The sequence below is a fragment of the Polaribacter litorisediminis genome (assembly GCF_019968605.1).
Lineage (GTDB): Bacteria > Bacteroidota > Bacteroidia > Flavobacteriales > Flavobacteriaceae > Polaribacter > Polaribacter litorisediminis.
Genome location: NZ_CP082966.1, coordinates 1,364,641 through 1,380,204 on the forward strand (window position 1 = coordinate 1,364,641; position 15,564 = coordinate 1,380,204).

18 protein-coding genes are annotated in these 15,564 nt (G+C 30.4%); 12 read left to right on the forward strand and 6 right to left on the reverse strand.

Features of this window, described 5'->3' with window-relative positions:
* From K8354_RS05880 to K8354_RS05895, 4 genes are all read left to right on the forward strand, one after another.
* Positions 1-318, forward strand: coding sequence for an Hpt domain-containing protein (locus K8354_RS05880; protein WP_223446244.1), 318 nt, complete (start codon positions 1-3; stop codon positions 316-318).
* A gap of 4 nt (positions 319-322) precedes the next feature.
* Positions 323-1,024 (forward strand): LytR/AlgR family response regulator transcription factor, encoded by a 702-nt coding sequence (locus K8354_RS05885; RefSeq protein WP_223446246.1) that lies wholly within the window; start codon positions 323-325, stop codon positions 1,022-1,024.
* A gap of 111 nt (positions 1,025-1,135) precedes the next feature.
* A complete protein-coding gene (locus tag K8354_RS05890; protein WP_223446248.1) occupies positions 1,136-1,300 on the forward strand; it encodes a hypothetical protein in 165 nt (54 codons plus the stop codon).
* A gap of 113 nt (positions 1,301-1,413) precedes the next feature.
* A complete protein-coding gene (locus K8354_RS05895; protein ID WP_223446250.1) occupies positions 1,414-1,860 on the forward strand; it encodes a glycosyltransferase in 447 nt (148 codons plus the stop codon).
* Here the strand turns inward: K8354_RS05895 and K8354_RS05900 are convergent.
* Entirely contained in the window at positions 1,853-2,206 is a 354-nt protein-coding gene (locus K8354_RS05900) for a hypothetical protein (protein WP_223446253.1), read from the reverse strand. The genes K8354_RS05895 and K8354_RS05900 overlap by 8 nt on opposite strands.
* A 385-nt stretch (positions 2,207-2,591) precedes the next feature.
* Between K8354_RS05900 and K8354_RS05905 the strand changes: the two genes are divergently transcribed.
* Entirely contained in the window at positions 2,592-4,451 is a 1,860-nt protein-coding gene (locus tag K8354_RS05905) for a B12-binding domain-containing radical SAM protein (RefSeq protein WP_223446255.1), read from the forward strand.
* A gap of 224 nt (positions 4,452-4,675) precedes the next feature.
* On the opposite strand, the gene K8354_RS05910 is transcribed toward K8354_RS05905, so the two are convergent.
* Positions 4,676-5,188 carry a lactoylglutathione lyase family protein gene (locus tag K8354_RS05910; RefSeq protein WP_223446257.1) on the reverse strand — a complete coding sequence of 171 codons (513 nt, stop codon included), beginning with the start codon at positions 5,186-5,188 and terminating at the stop codon, positions 4,676-4,678.
* A 157-nt stretch (positions 5,189-5,345) separates the two neighbouring features.
* On the opposite strand from K8354_RS05910, the gene K8354_RS05915 reads away from it, so the two are divergent.
* Complete coding sequence (locus tag K8354_RS05915) at positions 5,346-5,624, forward strand: winged helix-turn-helix transcriptional regulator (RefSeq protein ID WP_223446259.1); 279 nt, start codon at positions 5,346-5,348, stop codon at positions 5,622-5,624.
* 120 nt (positions 5,625-5,744) lie between these two features.
* On the opposite strand, the gene K8354_RS05920 is transcribed toward K8354_RS05915, so the two are convergent.
* The 3 genes from K8354_RS05920 to K8354_RS05930 form a co-directional block, all read right to left on the reverse strand.
* Positions 5,745-6,128, reverse strand: coding sequence for a DUF3037 domain-containing protein (locus K8354_RS05920; RefSeq protein WP_223446261.1), 384 nt, complete (start codon positions 6,126-6,128; stop codon positions 5,745-5,747).
* Complete coding sequence (locus K8354_RS05925) at positions 6,118-6,897, reverse strand: HipA family kinase (protein ID WP_223446264.1); 780 nt, start codon at positions 6,895-6,897, stop codon at positions 6,118-6,120. The genes K8354_RS05920 and K8354_RS05925 overlap by 11 nt, the downstream gene beginning before the upstream one ends.
* 569 nt (positions 6,898-7,466) lie before the next feature.
* A complete protein-coding gene (locus K8354_RS05930; protein ID WP_223446265.1) occupies positions 7,467-7,817 on the reverse strand; it encodes a helix-turn-helix domain-containing protein in 351 nt (116 codons plus the stop codon).
* 370 nt (positions 7,818-8,187) lie between these two features.
* Between K8354_RS05930 and K8354_RS05935 the strand changes: the two genes are divergently transcribed.
* The 5 genes from K8354_RS05935 (at position 8,188) to K8354_RS05955 (ending at position 13,135) form a co-directional block, all read left to right on the forward strand.
* A complete protein-coding gene (locus K8354_RS05935) occupies positions 8,188-9,246 on the forward strand; it encodes a M14 family zinc carboxypeptidase (protein ID WP_223446267.1) in 1,059 nt (352 codons plus the stop codon).
* A gap of 76 nt (positions 9,247-9,322) precedes the next feature.
* Positions 9,323-9,802 (forward strand): Lrp/AsnC family transcriptional regulator, encoded by a 480-nt coding sequence (locus K8354_RS05940; RefSeq protein ID WP_223446268.1) that lies wholly within the window; start codon positions 9,323-9,325, stop codon positions 9,800-9,802.
* A 112-nt stretch (positions 9,803-9,914) separates the two neighbouring features.
* Positions 9,915-11,906 (forward strand): alpha-ketoacid dehydrogenase subunit alpha/beta, encoded by a 1,992-nt coding sequence (locus tag K8354_RS05945; protein ID WP_223446270.1) that lies wholly within the window; start codon positions 9,915-9,917, stop codon positions 11,904-11,906.
* A 32-nt stretch (positions 11,907-11,938) separates the two neighbouring features.
* Positions 11,939-12,946 carry an NADP-dependent oxidoreductase gene (locus tag K8354_RS05950; protein ID WP_223446272.1) on the forward strand — a complete coding sequence of 336 codons (1,008 nt, stop codon included), beginning with the start codon at positions 11,939-11,941 and terminating at the stop codon, positions 12,944-12,946.
* A gap of 3 nt (positions 12,947-12,949) precedes the next feature.
* A complete protein-coding gene (locus tag K8354_RS05955; protein WP_223446274.1) occupies positions 12,950-13,135 on the forward strand; it encodes a CPXCG motif-containing cysteine-rich protein in 186 nt (61 codons plus the stop codon).
* A 64-nt stretch (positions 13,136-13,199) separates the two neighbouring features.
* On the opposite strand, the gene K8354_RS05960 is transcribed toward K8354_RS05955, so the two are convergent.
* Positions 13,200-13,904, reverse strand: coding sequence for a pseudouridine synthase (locus K8354_RS05960; RefSeq protein ID WP_223446276.1), 705 nt, complete (start codon positions 13,902-13,904; stop codon positions 13,200-13,202).
* Positions 13,905-14,018: 114 nt separating this feature from the next.
* Here K8354_RS05960 and K8354_RS05965 point away from each other — a divergent pair, with 114 nt between their 5' ends.
* Entirely contained in the window at positions 14,019-14,555 is a 537-nt protein-coding gene (locus K8354_RS05965) for a DUF4251 domain-containing protein (RefSeq protein WP_223446278.1), read from the forward strand.
* The last annotated feature ends 1,009 nt before the right edge of the window (positions 14,556-15,564 follow it).

Consider the following 15,564-nt stretch of genomic DNA (forward strand, 5'->3'; position numbering starts at 1 on the left):
ATGGAGCATCCTAATATTGAGTATATTAACAAGCTAGCTAGAGGAGATGAAGCCATCCGTAAAATGCTCATAGATGTTGTTAAAAGTGAGTTTCCGGAAGAGAAAAAAGAGTACTTACAGAGTTTTAGCAATAGAGACTTTAAAAAAATAGAAGAAAATGTTCATAAACTAAAGCATAAAATCAGTATTTTAGGACTCGAAAAAAGTTATGACTTGGCAAAAATATACGAGCATAATTTAAGAGAGAAAAGTATTGTTGGGTCTAAAGATTTTGAAAAGACTTTAGGGACCATCACTAAATTTATAGAAACACTATAAGGCTATGAAGTGTATTATTGTTGATGATGAGAAAATGGCAAGAGTAATTATAAATACTCTTTGCAAAGAATTTAAACATTTAGAAATTTTAAGTGAATTTTCTAATGCCATACAAGCACTTAAATTTTTGAATGAAAATGAAGTCGATTTAATTTTCTTAGATATTCATATGCCCGATTTTAATGGTTTAGATTTTATAAAATCCATAAAAAATCCGCCTAAAATAATATTAACAACTTCAGACCCACAATTTGCAATAAAAGCTTTTGAATATGATTTTATTATCGATTATTTGTTGAAGCCAATTGAATTATCTCGTTTTGAAAAAGCAATTGCCAAGGCAAAAATTAAAAAAGTCGAAACAACTCCTTCTGCTAAAAAATCAAATAATATTTCGAATGACTTTTATATCAATATCGACAGGCGTTTAATTAAAATAGATTTACCAAGTATCTATTTAATAGAGGCAAAAGGAGATTACATACAAATTAAAACTGACGATAAAAATTATACTGTACATTCTACACTTAAAAAAATAGAAGAGAAACTGCCTCATTCTTTATTCTTAAAAATACATCGGTCCTATATTATCAATATCAAAAAAATTATTGATATCGAAGATAATAGCGTACTGATTAAAAAAGACGTAATTCCTGTGAGTAGGTCTAAAAGACCAGAATTAATGAAGCGTTTAGATTTACTATAAAACTTTCATCTAAACTTAATTTCATTTCATCGACACTAATTTTGTGAGTAACGAAAACTAATCGATTTTAAACAGATTAATAATAAATTCGTGATATCAAAACCATATATCATGAAAAAATTATATATAATCTTATTATCTACAGCCCTTACTTCCTTACAAGCTCAAAATTTCAAAGATTCAAGTGAAATAGATGCTTTCGATGTTTCTTCCTTTTCAGACAACCATTCAACGACGAATTTTATAGCATCTTCAAAAGTAATAGATAAATTCTAAGTATATTCTTTTTTAAAGGATCATTGCATTTCCCAATTCTAACAAAAATGTAAGGTTTGATAAAAATTTACAAATCACAAAATAGTAGCATTAATTTTATAATTAATTTTGGAATGAACTTAGGAATTATCATAGTATTCAATAATGATGCACATATTATAAACGTAGATTACATTGTTAAAATTTTAAATGCAAATAATTTTAAAATATGTCTTGTTAACAATGCAAGCAAAGACAATACTAGTAGCATATTAAATAGAATTAAGTTTGAATCAAATACGAATTCAGATGTTTTTGTGTTGGATAATAAACAAGATAGGGGCTTAAAATACGCTGTAAAAGCGGGTGCTAGATTTTTATTAAACGAAACAGAATTTAATTCTATTATTTATTTAGAATCAAATATTTTGATGTATTTAAAAAATATGGCAGACTATTTTTTTCAATTAACTACACAAAAAGAAAAGTATAAAGCATGTCCAACTAGGTCAGATAGAAATGTGTTGAAAGATGTTTTTCCGTTAGCAGAACTTTTAAAAATGAACAATCGTTTTAATTGATCACATCTTTCTTAATACGGAAACAATTCTCCTTACCTAAAAATTTAGGATTACCAAGATCTTCAGACCAAAAGCCCTCTAAAATATCTTTTGTTAGGCATTTATAAACAACAACTCCCTTATATATTTTATTTTCATAACCTATATAATTAAAGTTGATTACTAAAATATTATTTTTAAAAAATCCCATTCCAAATTGTTCTTGGGTAGCATCGATAAGCCAGTGCGCAACAATCCTATTATTTTCATCTAAAGTTATAGATAGTGTTCCTTGATAAGAATTTTCTTCTTCATCTTGGTTCTTGCCAATTATAGAGAATTTGCCTACTAAATCTTTAATTTTCATTGCTTTATATAATTACGACACCAATTATCATTTGAAATTACGGAATAATAAGTGTTTTTAATTTGATTTAAAAATTCAACTGGTACTTGATAAATTTTAAGAGCGAATTTTATTTTCAATTACTCTTATAAAATATATTTTTTTGTTGGCTCAACGGTTACTTAATGTCCGTTTTCAGAAAATAAGACTATTTGGATCCTGAACGTATTCGGTTGTCTTCTGAAATTCAAAGGTATTCGAAATACTTGACTTTTATCGTCCTTTTTCTATCTGGTTTTGGACACTATTGGCAAAGAATTTTTTATAAGACACATGCAATAAAACCAAACGCAATTTTAATACGTATTCCTAAATCAGATAGTATCTTTGCACTTTACAAATTTTTATGGCCATCAACACACTTTTAATAACACCACCATTTACGCAGTTAAATACAGCGTATCCTGCAACTGCTTATATAAAAGGTTTTTTAGAATCTAAAGAAGTAAAAGCAACTCAAATGGATTTAAGTATCGAGTTGTTTACCGCGGTGTTTACCAAAGAGTTTATAGATGCCATTTTTAAACAAGCAGAAATGTTGGGCAATAAAGAGTTGCCTTTGGTTTACAATCAAAAAGAAGAATACGTCAATAAAGTAGATTCTGTAATGAATTATTTGCGTGTGCAAGAGGTTACGGCGGCATATCAAATAGTACATAAAGATTATTTACCTCACGGACACAGACGCATAAAATTAGATAAAGATTTAACCACCGAATTTGGTAAATTAGGCATTTTGGACAAAGCCAAACATATTGCAACGTTGTTTATAGAAGAATTAGGCGATTTTATAAATGCCAATGTAGATGAATTTTTCTTGTTTACACGCTATGCAGAACAATTGGCAAGAGCAGCCTCTAGTTTTAATACCATTGATGAGTTTTTGCAATATGAAACTACATTAATAGAAGATGAAATGTTGTATTTATTAGAACAACAAATCCAACAAGACAATTATAATTTAATCTGTTTCACGGTTCCTTTTCCTGGTAATTTATTTTCTGCTTTACGCTGTGCTCAATTTATCAAAAAAGAATATCCAAACCTTAAAATAGCAATGGGTGGTGGTTATTGCAACACCGAATTAAGACGATTATCAGATCCAAGAATATTTAATTTTGTTGATTTTATCACGTTAGATGACGGCGAAGGTCCCTTATTAAAAATAACCGAGTTTTTAGACGGTAAAATAGGAGAGGACAGCCTCGAAAGAACTTATATCTGTAAAAACAACGAAGTTGTGTATGCTGATAATAAACCGAACACTATTTTTCATCATAGAAATTTACCCGCACCTAGTTATATAGGATTGCCAACAGCTAAATATTTATCTTTTCTTGATGTCATGAATCCGATGCACCGAATGTGGTCTGACGGAAAATGGAATAAGCTTACCATTTCTCATGGTTGTTATTGGAAACAATGTTCTTTTTGTGATGTTACATTAGATTATATTGGCAATTACCAAAATACAACAGCAGAAGATTTGGTCAATAAAATTGAAAAAATAATATCAGAGACGGGTATTACAGGTTTTCATTTTGTAGATGAGGCTGCACCACCAAAAATGTTACGAGCATTAGCGAATATGTTAATAGAACGGAAAGTTTATATCACTTGGTGGACCAACATTCGCTTTGAAAAAACATTTACACCTGAATTATGTTCTTTATTATCAAAATCGGGTTGTATTGCTGTAACGGGAGGTTTAGAAGTAGCGTCGGATAGATTGCTCGCAAAGATGAAAAAAGGAGTAGATATTGCACAAGTAGCAAGAGTTACCAGGGCTTTTTCGGATGAAAATATTATGGTGCATGCGTATTTAATGTTTGGTTTCCCAACAGAAACAGACCAAGAAACAATCGATTCTTTAGAAGTTGTACGTCAATTATTTCAGAATAATTGTATTCAGTCTGCTTTTTGGCATCAATTTGCTTGCACAAGTCATAGTCCGGTGGGTAAAAATCCTGATGAATTTCAAATTAATATTATAGGTCCGGAGTTTAAAGGTTTTGCAGAAAATGATTTGTATCACGAAGACCCAACAGGAGCAGAGCATCATTTATATAGCGAAGGTTTAAATTTGGCTTTAAACAATTATTTAAATTACAAAGGATTTGAGATTCCGTTGTACAAATATTTTAATTTTAAAGTGCCAAGAATTACCCTTAAAGATGATTTAGTAGCGGGTTTTTTAAAAGGATAAAATCATTTTTTGAAGCTATTTCCAGCTTTCACTACTCGCTTTTTTTAGTTTATTCTTTATACAAATTTTTCATTCTTCAAAATTCACTCGAACTGACACTAAAAAAGAGCTCAAACAGACCGTTCAATCTGGGCTAAATCTGTTTGCCAGTAAGTCGCTAAAATCCGAACACTAATTTTAATCAAAATACATGCTGACTAAAATTAGCAATCCCAACTTAAAATTTATTTAGTATAAGCGCCAGAAGAATACGTTAACTCGTAACTATGCGTGTAAATTTCAAATACAATGCCGAAAGGATCTTCTACATAACACATTTTAAAAGGTTTGTCTTTCGGGTAATATTCTCTAATTGGCATTCTTTGTTTACCTCCATAAGCAACAATTTTGTTAATTAATTCTTCAATATTTGGATCTTGAATGCAAAAATGAAAAAGCCCTGTATTAAAAGGATTAAACTCAGGTGCTTCTTTTATTCCGTTCGGAAAAGAGAATAACTCAATTCCAATTCTGTCTGAAGTTGATAAATGTGCAATTTCAAATTCGGTCCAATCATTTCCAAAAACATCAATACACATTTGACCAATTGCAGTTTCCGTTTCTTTTTTCACAGTAGAAGGTTCCATAACAATATACCAACCCATAACTTCTGTATAGAATTTTACAGCTTCTTTGATGTCTGGAACTGTAAGACCAATATGTGAGAATGATTTTGGATAATTTTTATTTTTAGTCATAATTTGTAATTTAGACTTCAAAATTAATCTATTTTTGTCTTACGAGCAATAACTTACCTAAAAGTAGTATAGTAACCAAAACGAGTAAAATAATGATTATCAATATAATAAATTAATAATTTTGATAGAAAAAAATATATGCCCATTAAATTACACCATGAATTTAATAGGTACAAAATGGAAACCTTTAATCTTGTTTCATTTATTAGCAGGCGGTTTACGTTCTGGAGTATTGCAAAAACACATTGTAGGAATTTCAAACAAAATGTTTACACAAACAGTTCGGGAGTTAGAAAAAGACGGACTTATTTCTAGAAAAGTATATCCTGTGGTGCCACCAAAAGTAGAATACAAACTAACCAAAAGAGGACAATCTTTAGAAGCTATTTTAAGAAGTTTAGATGCTTGGGGGTTAAAAGATACCCAGCACTCATAAAATAATTGTCAGTACAATTCCTCCACGTGTTCTCATATCTAGATTTTAATTTATGATAAAGTTTTCATTAAAAAACCTACTTTTTAAAATTAGTTATTATTGTATTAATTGATAGTAAAATTATAAAACATACTTCTCAAAAAGATAGGCTATTTCCTTTTCTGGATGTGTACACAAACCAGCATGCGTTTTAGAACTTTGTATCATAGTACTTCGGCAAGCAGCTAACCATCTAAATCGGTCTGAAATTTCAAATTCCCCAATTTTACCTCCAAAAGGATTTCCGTCACAAATTAACTTCCAAGCGTTTAAATATGCATTTAAAACATCCAATTCTAATTCAGGTGCAAAAGCTTTTAATTTATTCAACGAAATATGATATTTTATGTCCAGAAATTTCTTGCGTTTCGAAAATAAAATGACACCAATATTAAAAAACTCTTCGCGTTCTACTTTGGGCACAAGTCTAATGATTGCATATTCAAAGGTAACTTTATCTTGCATTTTCTGCTTCTTTAACTAGTTCGTCAATCATCAACAATTTTGCCTTTAGAAAAGTAATATAAGCAGTTCTCATTTCGTCTGGCTTTAAAAAATCAACCTCATTAAGCAACCAATCTTCAGGAATTTTAGAAATAATTTCATTGATTACCTCGCCATTTATTTGTAGTTTTATTTCTGAAGCCGCTTTTAGTAAAGAAGTTGCTTTCGGTAAAAGCACATGGTCTTTTATCAGAGGAAATGTTCTTGTTAAATGAGTTTCCCAAGTTGGCCAGTTGTGATGAAAATACAAACTTGCACCATTATCAATAACCCATAATTCATGATTCCAATGCAAAAGATTTGTGTTTTTAGCTGTTCGGTCAATATTACTTATCAAACTATCTAGAAGCACTACTTTAGAGGCCGTAAATGCGGTAACTTCAGAGACTAAAGGATCATAAGTCATGGCACTTGATAAAAAGTGTAATCCTAAATTTAAGCCGATGCTAAACTTTAGTAAATCTTGAATTTCTTCATCGGGTTCTGTTTTACTAAAGGAATCATCGAGATTCATAAAAACCAATTCCGGAACATTTAAGCCAATGGCTCTTGCGAATTCTCCTCCAATAAATTCAGCTATCAATGCTTTTTTTCCTTGACCTGCGCCTCTAAATTTTAAAACATATAAAAAGCCATCATCTGCTTTTACCAGTGCAGGTAATGAACCACCTTCTCGCAAAGGCTGTAAATATTGAACTACATTTACTGTTCTAATATCAATTCTATTCATAAGACTAAAATATGTTATTTATACCAATTGCACATTGAAATGACCGCAATTAAACACCTTTTTTTTCCTTTCTATTTCAATATAACAAGAAACCGTAACGAAGAATTCGATGCTTTATTTTTTCTATTTTCTATAAAGAAAAAAATCATCATTTTATTTTACAGTAATTTCAAACCAAAATTGGCATTAGTTTGGTAATATTTTATGCAACCAAATTATAATCTAAAATTTACATAAACAATTAGTGTTGTCCGATTAAAATTAGCTAAAGTGTTTTAAAGTATTGATAGTCTTGATTTTCAAGAGTTTTTAAAGTAGTACACCTTGCTATTAAAACCGCTTTAGAATTTATGATGTATCGAAAAATTTAAAATTGTAATAATATTGTTTTTCAGTTAGTTACATTCAGGTCTTTGTTCTTGATTCTAACAGCGAAAGCGGTCTTTTTATCTTTTATCGGACAACAATGATAAACAATAAAGATATTCGCTGCGTGCCCTCGAGAATTTAATGGAGCTTTAAGAATATGATTTCTATTAAATTTTGATTTCTAGAAATTTAATTTCAACCTACTTTAGATACTCTTCAAAAGTTCCGTCCTTATAAAAAACAACAATTCTTTGAATTCGTTTTCCATCATTTGTATCTGAAGCCATAAAAGAAGGAGCCGCCGCACTCGACTTACTTTCGGCTTTTTTAGGAAAAGAACCGACTCCGTTTAAGAGCCAGTGTATGTCTACATCTTTAAACTCTGAAGTTATTTTTAAAATAAAATCGAGACTTGGTTTATTTCTACCAGATAAAATATGTGAGATGCTAGAGCGCTGAACACCTATCTTATCTGCGAATAAAGATGCTGTTAATTGATGAAAATTCATCACTTTTTTTATCCGTGTTGCAAATTCTAAACTGTTTATCATTGTAAATAGCTATTGTATTACAAATGTAAACTAAAATTAATTAGTATCAAAAAGATAGTCGAATAAACATTTTAATACGGGTTATATGTATTAAACTAATACTTTATATAAAATACATAAAATATTGATAATTATATTTTTAAGTATTATTTATAAAAAATAGTATTCTTGAAATTTGAGGGTTTTTAAAACTATTAATTTTTTCTATTCCCAAAATATAATTTGTTTACAGAAGTAATAAAATAGTGCTCAAATTCGGTTTACATTTGTAACCTTTTATTTGTTTACAATTGTAATCTTACAATTGTAATCTTACAATTGGCTACTTATTTTCAATAGTGTAAATTTGTATTTCTAAACAGAAACATTCGTGGATATTTTATCGACTAACTTTTTAAAAATTCTTTTCAAAGAACAAAAAGAAACATTGCTTTTTGGAAAGTGGATTACTTTTGAAGATATTAAAGGACTATTTAAAAAACATCAATTTGCTTTTGAAATTAAGCAACTTGGTTTTTCTGAATACAAACGACCTATTTATACTTTAAAAATTGGTTCAGGTAATAAAAGAATATTACTATGGTCTCAAATGCATGGAAATGAAAGTACAGCCACAAAAGCTTTATTTGATGTATTCAATTGCTTTTCTAATGCTACAGAGCCAGTATTAGAAACTATTTTAAAAGAATGTACGTTGATTTTTATTCCGATGTTAAACCCCGATGGTGCGCAAGCATATACAAGGGTAAACGGAAATAACATCGATTTAAACAGAGATGCTGTGCAGAGAGCAGCAAAAGAAAGTAAATTATTAAGAGCTATTTTAGAGGAGTTTGCTCCTCAATTTTGTTTTAATTTACACGATCAAAGAACTATTTTCGGAGTAGAAGGAACTAAAAATCCTGCTACGATCTCCTTTTTAGCACCCTCAGAAGAAGAAACTAGAGCACTTACCAAAGGAAGAAAACAAACAATGAATGTTATTGTAGCCATGAATTCTTTGTTACAAAAAATGATTCCTAATTTTGTGGGTAGATATACGGATGAATTTTATCCTACAGCTACCGGAGATAATTTTCAAAAATTAGGGTATAACACTGTTTTAATAGAATCTGGTCATTATCCTGATGATTACCCAAGAGAAATTACAAGAGAATATACGTTTTATGCAATTTTGCAAGGCATCTATCATATCGCTACTTCAAACACATTTAATGCGTATTCAGATTATTTTAAAATTCCCAATAACGATAAGATATTTTATGATGTAATTCATCGATATTCAGATCCTGAATTTGATAAAGCATATCAATATAAAGAAGAAATTATACAGGGTAAACTAGTTTCAAAATTAGTGGAAATTGAGGAAATTGTAACAAAAACCAAAATTGGACATCACGAAATCGTTTTCGAAAGCAAAAAAAATTAAACTTTTCTCACTTTTTGTTATTTTAAATTAAATTAAATTCATAAATTTGCCGTATTAATTGAATAATACACAATAAATGAAAAAATTTATTTTAGACGAAATCGATCATCAAATTTTAGATATTTTAATAGAAAATGCAAGAACACCATTTACAGACATTGCAAAGCAGTTATTAGTTTCTGCAGGAACGATTCACGTTCGTGTAAAAAAAATGGAAGATGAAGGTATTATTCAAGGTTCTACCTTAACCTTAAACTACGAAAAAATGGGTTATTCATTTATTGCTCATGTAGGTGTTTTTCTAGAAAAAACATCGATGACGCAAAGTGTTATTGAAAATTTAAGAAAAATACCGAATGTAACCGTAGCTTATGTAACCGCAGGTAAATACAACATTTTCTGTAAAGTTAGAGCAAAAGGCACAAACGATGCTAAAGATATTATTTATCAAATTGACGATGTTCCTGGGGTAAAAAGAACGGAAACAATGATTGCTTTAGAAGAAAGCATTAATGATAAAAAAAGAATGATGCATGCAATTTTTTCAGAACTATAAGAAAAAATACTATATTTTTATAAAAGTCCTTATCATTTAAAATGTTAAGGATTTTTTTATGGAATAAAATTCTTTAGCTGTATGTTTGTTATAAGTATGAAATATATAATTTATGACCACTAAAATTGAGTATACTGTAAATTCATCAATCAATAAAACTACAATGCTTTCTTTATACAAAAGAATGTTAAAACCCCGTATGATAGAAGAAAAGATGTTAATTCTTTTACGTCAAGGAAGAATTTCTAAATGGTTTTCGGGCATTGGGCAAGAAGCTATTTCAGTCGGTGTTACTAGTGCGTTAGAAAACGATGAATATATTTTGCCAATGCACAGAAATCTAGGCGTTTTCACCACAAGAGATATTCCGTTGCATCGATTATTTTCTCAATGGCAAGGAAAAATGAATGGTTTTACAAAAGGTAGAGACCGTAGTTTTCATTTTGGAACGCAAGCATACAATCTTGTAGGAATGATTTCTCATTTAGGTCCGCAATTAGGAATTGCAGACGGAATTGCTTTGGCAAATAAATTAAAAAATAACCATAAAATTTGTGCCGTTTTTACAGGTGAAGGTGGTACTAGTGAAGGCGATTTTCATGAGGCTTTAAATGTAGCTTCTGTATGGAATTTACCTATTTTATTTTGTGTTGAAAATAATGGTTATGGTTTGTCTACACCATCTTCAGAACAATTTAAATGTATCAATATTGCTGATAAAGGAATTGGCTACGGAATGGAAAGCCATATTATTGATGGAAATAATATTCTAGAAGTCTATACTAAAGTAGATGAAATTGCCAAAAGTGTGCGTAAAAATCCAAGACCTATTTTAATAGAATTTAAAACATTTAGAATGCGTGGTCATGAAGAGGCAAGTGGCACAAAATATGTCCCGCAAGAGTTGTTAGACTTTTGGGCGGCAAAAGATCCGTTAGAAAATTATCAAGAGTATTTAATCAACGAAGGAATTCTAACAGAAGAGATTGAAATTTTATATAAAGAAGAAATCGTTCATGAAATAAATGAACATCTTCAAATGGCTTTTGATGAAGAAAAAATCATTCCGAATATAAAAACGGAACTCAATGATGTTTTTAAAATGCACGAATATAAAGAAGTAACTGCTTCCTCCAATAAAAATAAAATTCGTTTTGTAGATGCCATTTCTGACGGATTAAAATTGTCCATGGAAAAATTCGATGACCTCGTTATTATGGGACAAGATGTTGCTGAATATGGTGGCGTTTTTAAAATCACAGATGGTTTTGTAGAAGCTTTTGGAAAAGAGCGGGTTCGGAATACCCCAATTTGTGAATCTGCGATTGTTTCTGCTGCTTATGGTTTGTCTATAAACGGAATAAAATCAGTGATGGAAATGCAATTTGCAGATTTTGTTTCTTCAGGTTTTAATCCCATTGTAAATTTATTAGCGAAATCTAATTATAGATGGAACCAAAATGCAGATGTTGTGATACGAATGCCTTGTGGTGGCGGCGTTGGAGCAGGGCCATTTCACAGCCAAACCAACGAAGCATGGTTTACGAATACACCAGGTTTAAAAGTAGTGTATCCAGCTTTTCCACAAGATGCAAAAGGTTTGTTAGCAAGTGCCATTGAAGATCCAAATCCTGTTTTATTTTTTGAACACAAAGGTTTGTATAGGTCTGTATATCAAGAGGTTTCAGAAGGGTATTTTACTACAGAAATAGGGAAAGCAGCGATTTTAAAAACAGGACAAGAAATGACGATTATTAGTTATGGAGCAGGAGTTCATTGGGTTTTAGAAGCTTTAGAAAACGTTCCCGAAATTTCTGCGGATGTAATTGATTTAAGAACTTTACAACCTTTAGATACCGAAACTATTTTTTCATCCGCAAAAAAAACAGGAAAAATACTAATTGTACAAGAAGATTCTTTATTTGGCGGTATTGCGAGTGATGTTTCCGCATTAATTACCGAAAATTGTTTTGAATTTTTAGACGCACCTGTAAAAAGAGTCGCCAGTTTAGAAACGCCAATTCCTTTTCAATCTGATTTAGAACAGCAATATTTAGGAAAATCCGTCTTAATGAAGGCAATTCAAGATTTACAAAATTATTAAGTATATTTGATTTCAGACTTAAAAATTCTTTCATGAATAACAAACAAATCATTTTTAAAAAACGCCCTGTTGGAGTGCCAACGGAAGATACCTGGCAATTAGAAACAAATCCCGTTCCCGAATTACAAGAAGGAGAAATTTTAGTAGAACAGCACTATATTTCTTTAGATCCTGCAATGCGCGGTTGGATGAATGATTCTAAATCTTACATTCCGCCAGTTGCCATCAATGATGTGATGAGAGCTGGTTCTGTTGGTAAAGTGATTAAAAATAATGGAAACCCAAAATTTGAAATCGGAGATGTGGTAACAAGTTGGGGTGGTGTGCAGCAATACGTGATTACAAATGGTGACAGTTGGTATAAAGTTGATACTCGTTTAGCACCAATGCCCATGTATATCGGGACTTTAGGAATGCCCGGAATGACTGCTTATTTCGGAATTACGGAAGTTGGTAAAGTTAAAGAAGGCGATATTGTACTAGTTTCGGGTGCCGCGGGTGCTGTTGGAAGTATTGTAGGACAAATTGCTAAAATTAAAGGTTGTACTGTCATCGGAATTGCTGGCGGAAAAGAAAAATGCGATTATTTGGTGAACGAATTGGGTTTTGATGCAGCCATTGATTATAAGTCTGAAAATATATATTCCGCTTTAAAAGAAAAATGTCCTAAAGGAATTGATATTTATTTTGATAATGTTGGCGGAAAAATACTAGATGCAGCTTTAAGTAAATTAAGAATGCATGCTAGAGTTGTCATTTGTGGTGCAATTTCTCAATATAATAACAAGTCTAAAATTGATGGACCCAGTAATTATTTATCCTTATTGGTAACACGTTCCACCATGCAAGGAATGGTGGTGATGGATTATACGAAGAAGTTTGGAGAAGCTGCAAAACAAATGGGAATTTGGATGCAACAGGGAAAATTGAAATCTAGAGAAGATATTTATGAAGGCATAGAAAACTTTCATGAAACCTATAACAGATTATTTTCTGGTGATAAAAATGGAAAATTAGTATTAAAAGTAATCGAAGAATAAAATTTGGAATTAGAACATTTTTTTCAATGCCCGTATTGTTGGGAAGAAATTTCAATGATATTAGATGTAAGTGTTACGCATCAAACTTATATTGAAGATTGCGAAGTTTGTTGCAATCCTATTGAGGTTTCACCGATGTTTGAAGCTGGAGAATTGGTTGGGTTTGATTCCCAATCCATTGAACAATAATTGGAATACAGCGTTTTGTTAATTTTTATATTTTTTTTTGATACAACTCAAGATAAACACTTTATTATACAAGAGGGTTTTTCCATTTAAATGTATCAAACAACGAAATCCAATCCGTAGGAAAGGATGCTTTCAAAATCATTTTTTCTGATGAAAAGGGATGTATAAATTCTAATTTCCCAGCATGTAAAAAAAGATTTTTCCAACCAAAATTTTCATCAAACATGACATCATGGCTTTTATCGCCATATTTTGCATCACCAATTAAAGGATGACTAATTTTATTAGAATGTACTCTTAATTGATGCATTCTTCCTGTTTGAGGTAAAAATTCAACTAAACTATAACGTGAAGAATCATAAGGTTTTACAGGGATATTAAGTACAACATTTTCTAATGTTTTTAAATGTGTTAATGCTTCTTTATGCACATTCGCATCACGACCTTTTACAGGAGAATCTATAATTTTTGTATCCGGAGAAAAACCACGAACTACACCGAAATATGTTTTCTGAATTTTATGAGACGTGAATAATTCTTGAAATCTTGAAACAATTTCTTTTTGTTTAGCCAATAAAATTAACCCTGAAGTTTTCCGATCTAATCGGTGAATAGGGTATACTTTTATGTGTAATTCTTGGTCAATTAATTGTAATAATGAAGCTTCATGAGCCACATTTCTTGAGAGAAAAGCATGGTGTACCAAAACATTATTGGGTTTGTTTACACAAAGAATATATTCGTCTTCAAAAATAATTTCTAAATTCATAAGGATTTTAAAAGGGATAAAAGTACTACTATTTTACCGGTAAAAAATTATGATTTATTTATCAAATTTCTAATTCTTTTTATGTAATTTTAAGTAATTTATAATCAGTAATTTATGTTTTTAAAATTCCGATTTTTACTTTTATCACTTTTAATAGTAAATATTTATAGTTGTAAAAGTACTGCCGCGCTTGCTGAAATTGAATCTATGCGAAAAACAGTTTTAGATAAAAATTTCACAATTGTTGCAAATTCTGCATCTCCTGTTGCCTTTGCAAATGTAAGGGGCATTGAAAAATTATTACCTCCTGGCAGTAATTTGGCAAATATTAGCTTAATAAATATTCAAAATAATTTTACAATAAAAAATGATAGTGTATTTTTAGATATGCCTTTTTATGGAGAAAGACGTTTTGCAAATGGTTATGGAACAGAGACTGGTCTGCAATTCAAAGGAAAACCTGATCGCGTTAAGACCTCTTTTAATGCCAAAAAAAATAAGTATCTACTTGAATATTGGTTGAATGCTAAAACAGAAAGCTTAAGAATTTCTTTAACCTTATTTGCAAATAAAACATGTAGATTTACGGTGAATAGCAGTCACAGAAGTACCATTACATATGATGGAAATTGGGAAAGTTTAAAAAATTAGATAGCCGTCAGTAGCTACTTCGAATTAAATATATATGTTTCACGAATGTCAGTTCGAGACCCAAGAAAAAAATTTTTACAAGCGTAGAAGATGACGTAAATTGGTTTTAAATATACTGAATTGCAAAATAATCGTAAAAATACAAGTAACTTTAACCGACCTTTAAATCACTGAAAAACAATTATTTAATAAAAACTTCAATGGTAGGTCGAAAATTGGAGTTTAATTTTCTAATTTATTGAAGTGAAATACGGGTAGCAATTTCATATTCATCAAAAAGGTTCTTTAAATTGATTGCTCTGTTATACACTAATACATAGCGTTCTTTTTTATGTTTTTACTTTTTGCTTGACCAAAAAGTAACAAAAAGTCAAGACTTACTTTTATTTTTCTTGAATTCTACAAGTGATTTCAATATCGTGTCCAGACTTATTATTGAGTTCCCCAATCAAGTTGAGGACAAGCTTTGGACACTTAGCCGTTGTATCCTTTTTGAATTCCTTCTAAAAACAAAAGTATTTAGGTTTTAGATTCTGATTTTTAAAGTAAATCCAAGTGTCAGTTCGAGTGATTTCAATTTTTCATTGAAATTGTATCGAGAACTCATTGAAATTGTATCGAGAACTCATCGGAATTGTATTGAGAACTATATACCAAAAAACAATCTTTTGATTTAGCATATCCAAAAAAGAGATAGCTTCGTTATTAGCAATGACGGTTCTAGGGGCAGCACGTCATTGCGAAAGAGGCACGATTGAAGCAATCTTTTAGTTTAAAAAACCCTAATAATGTTTTTACATAAACTAGTTAAAAGTATATTTTTCTTTTATTCTTCTTTTCTTTTCCATTGATGAATACTGAATCTAGTTCAGCACAGGCTTCACCAAAAGTCAAGACTTACTTTTATTTTTCTTGAATTCTACAAGTGATTTCAATATCGTGTCCAGACTTATTATTGAGTTCCCCAATCAAGTTGAGGACAAGCTTTGGACACTTAGCCGTTGTATCC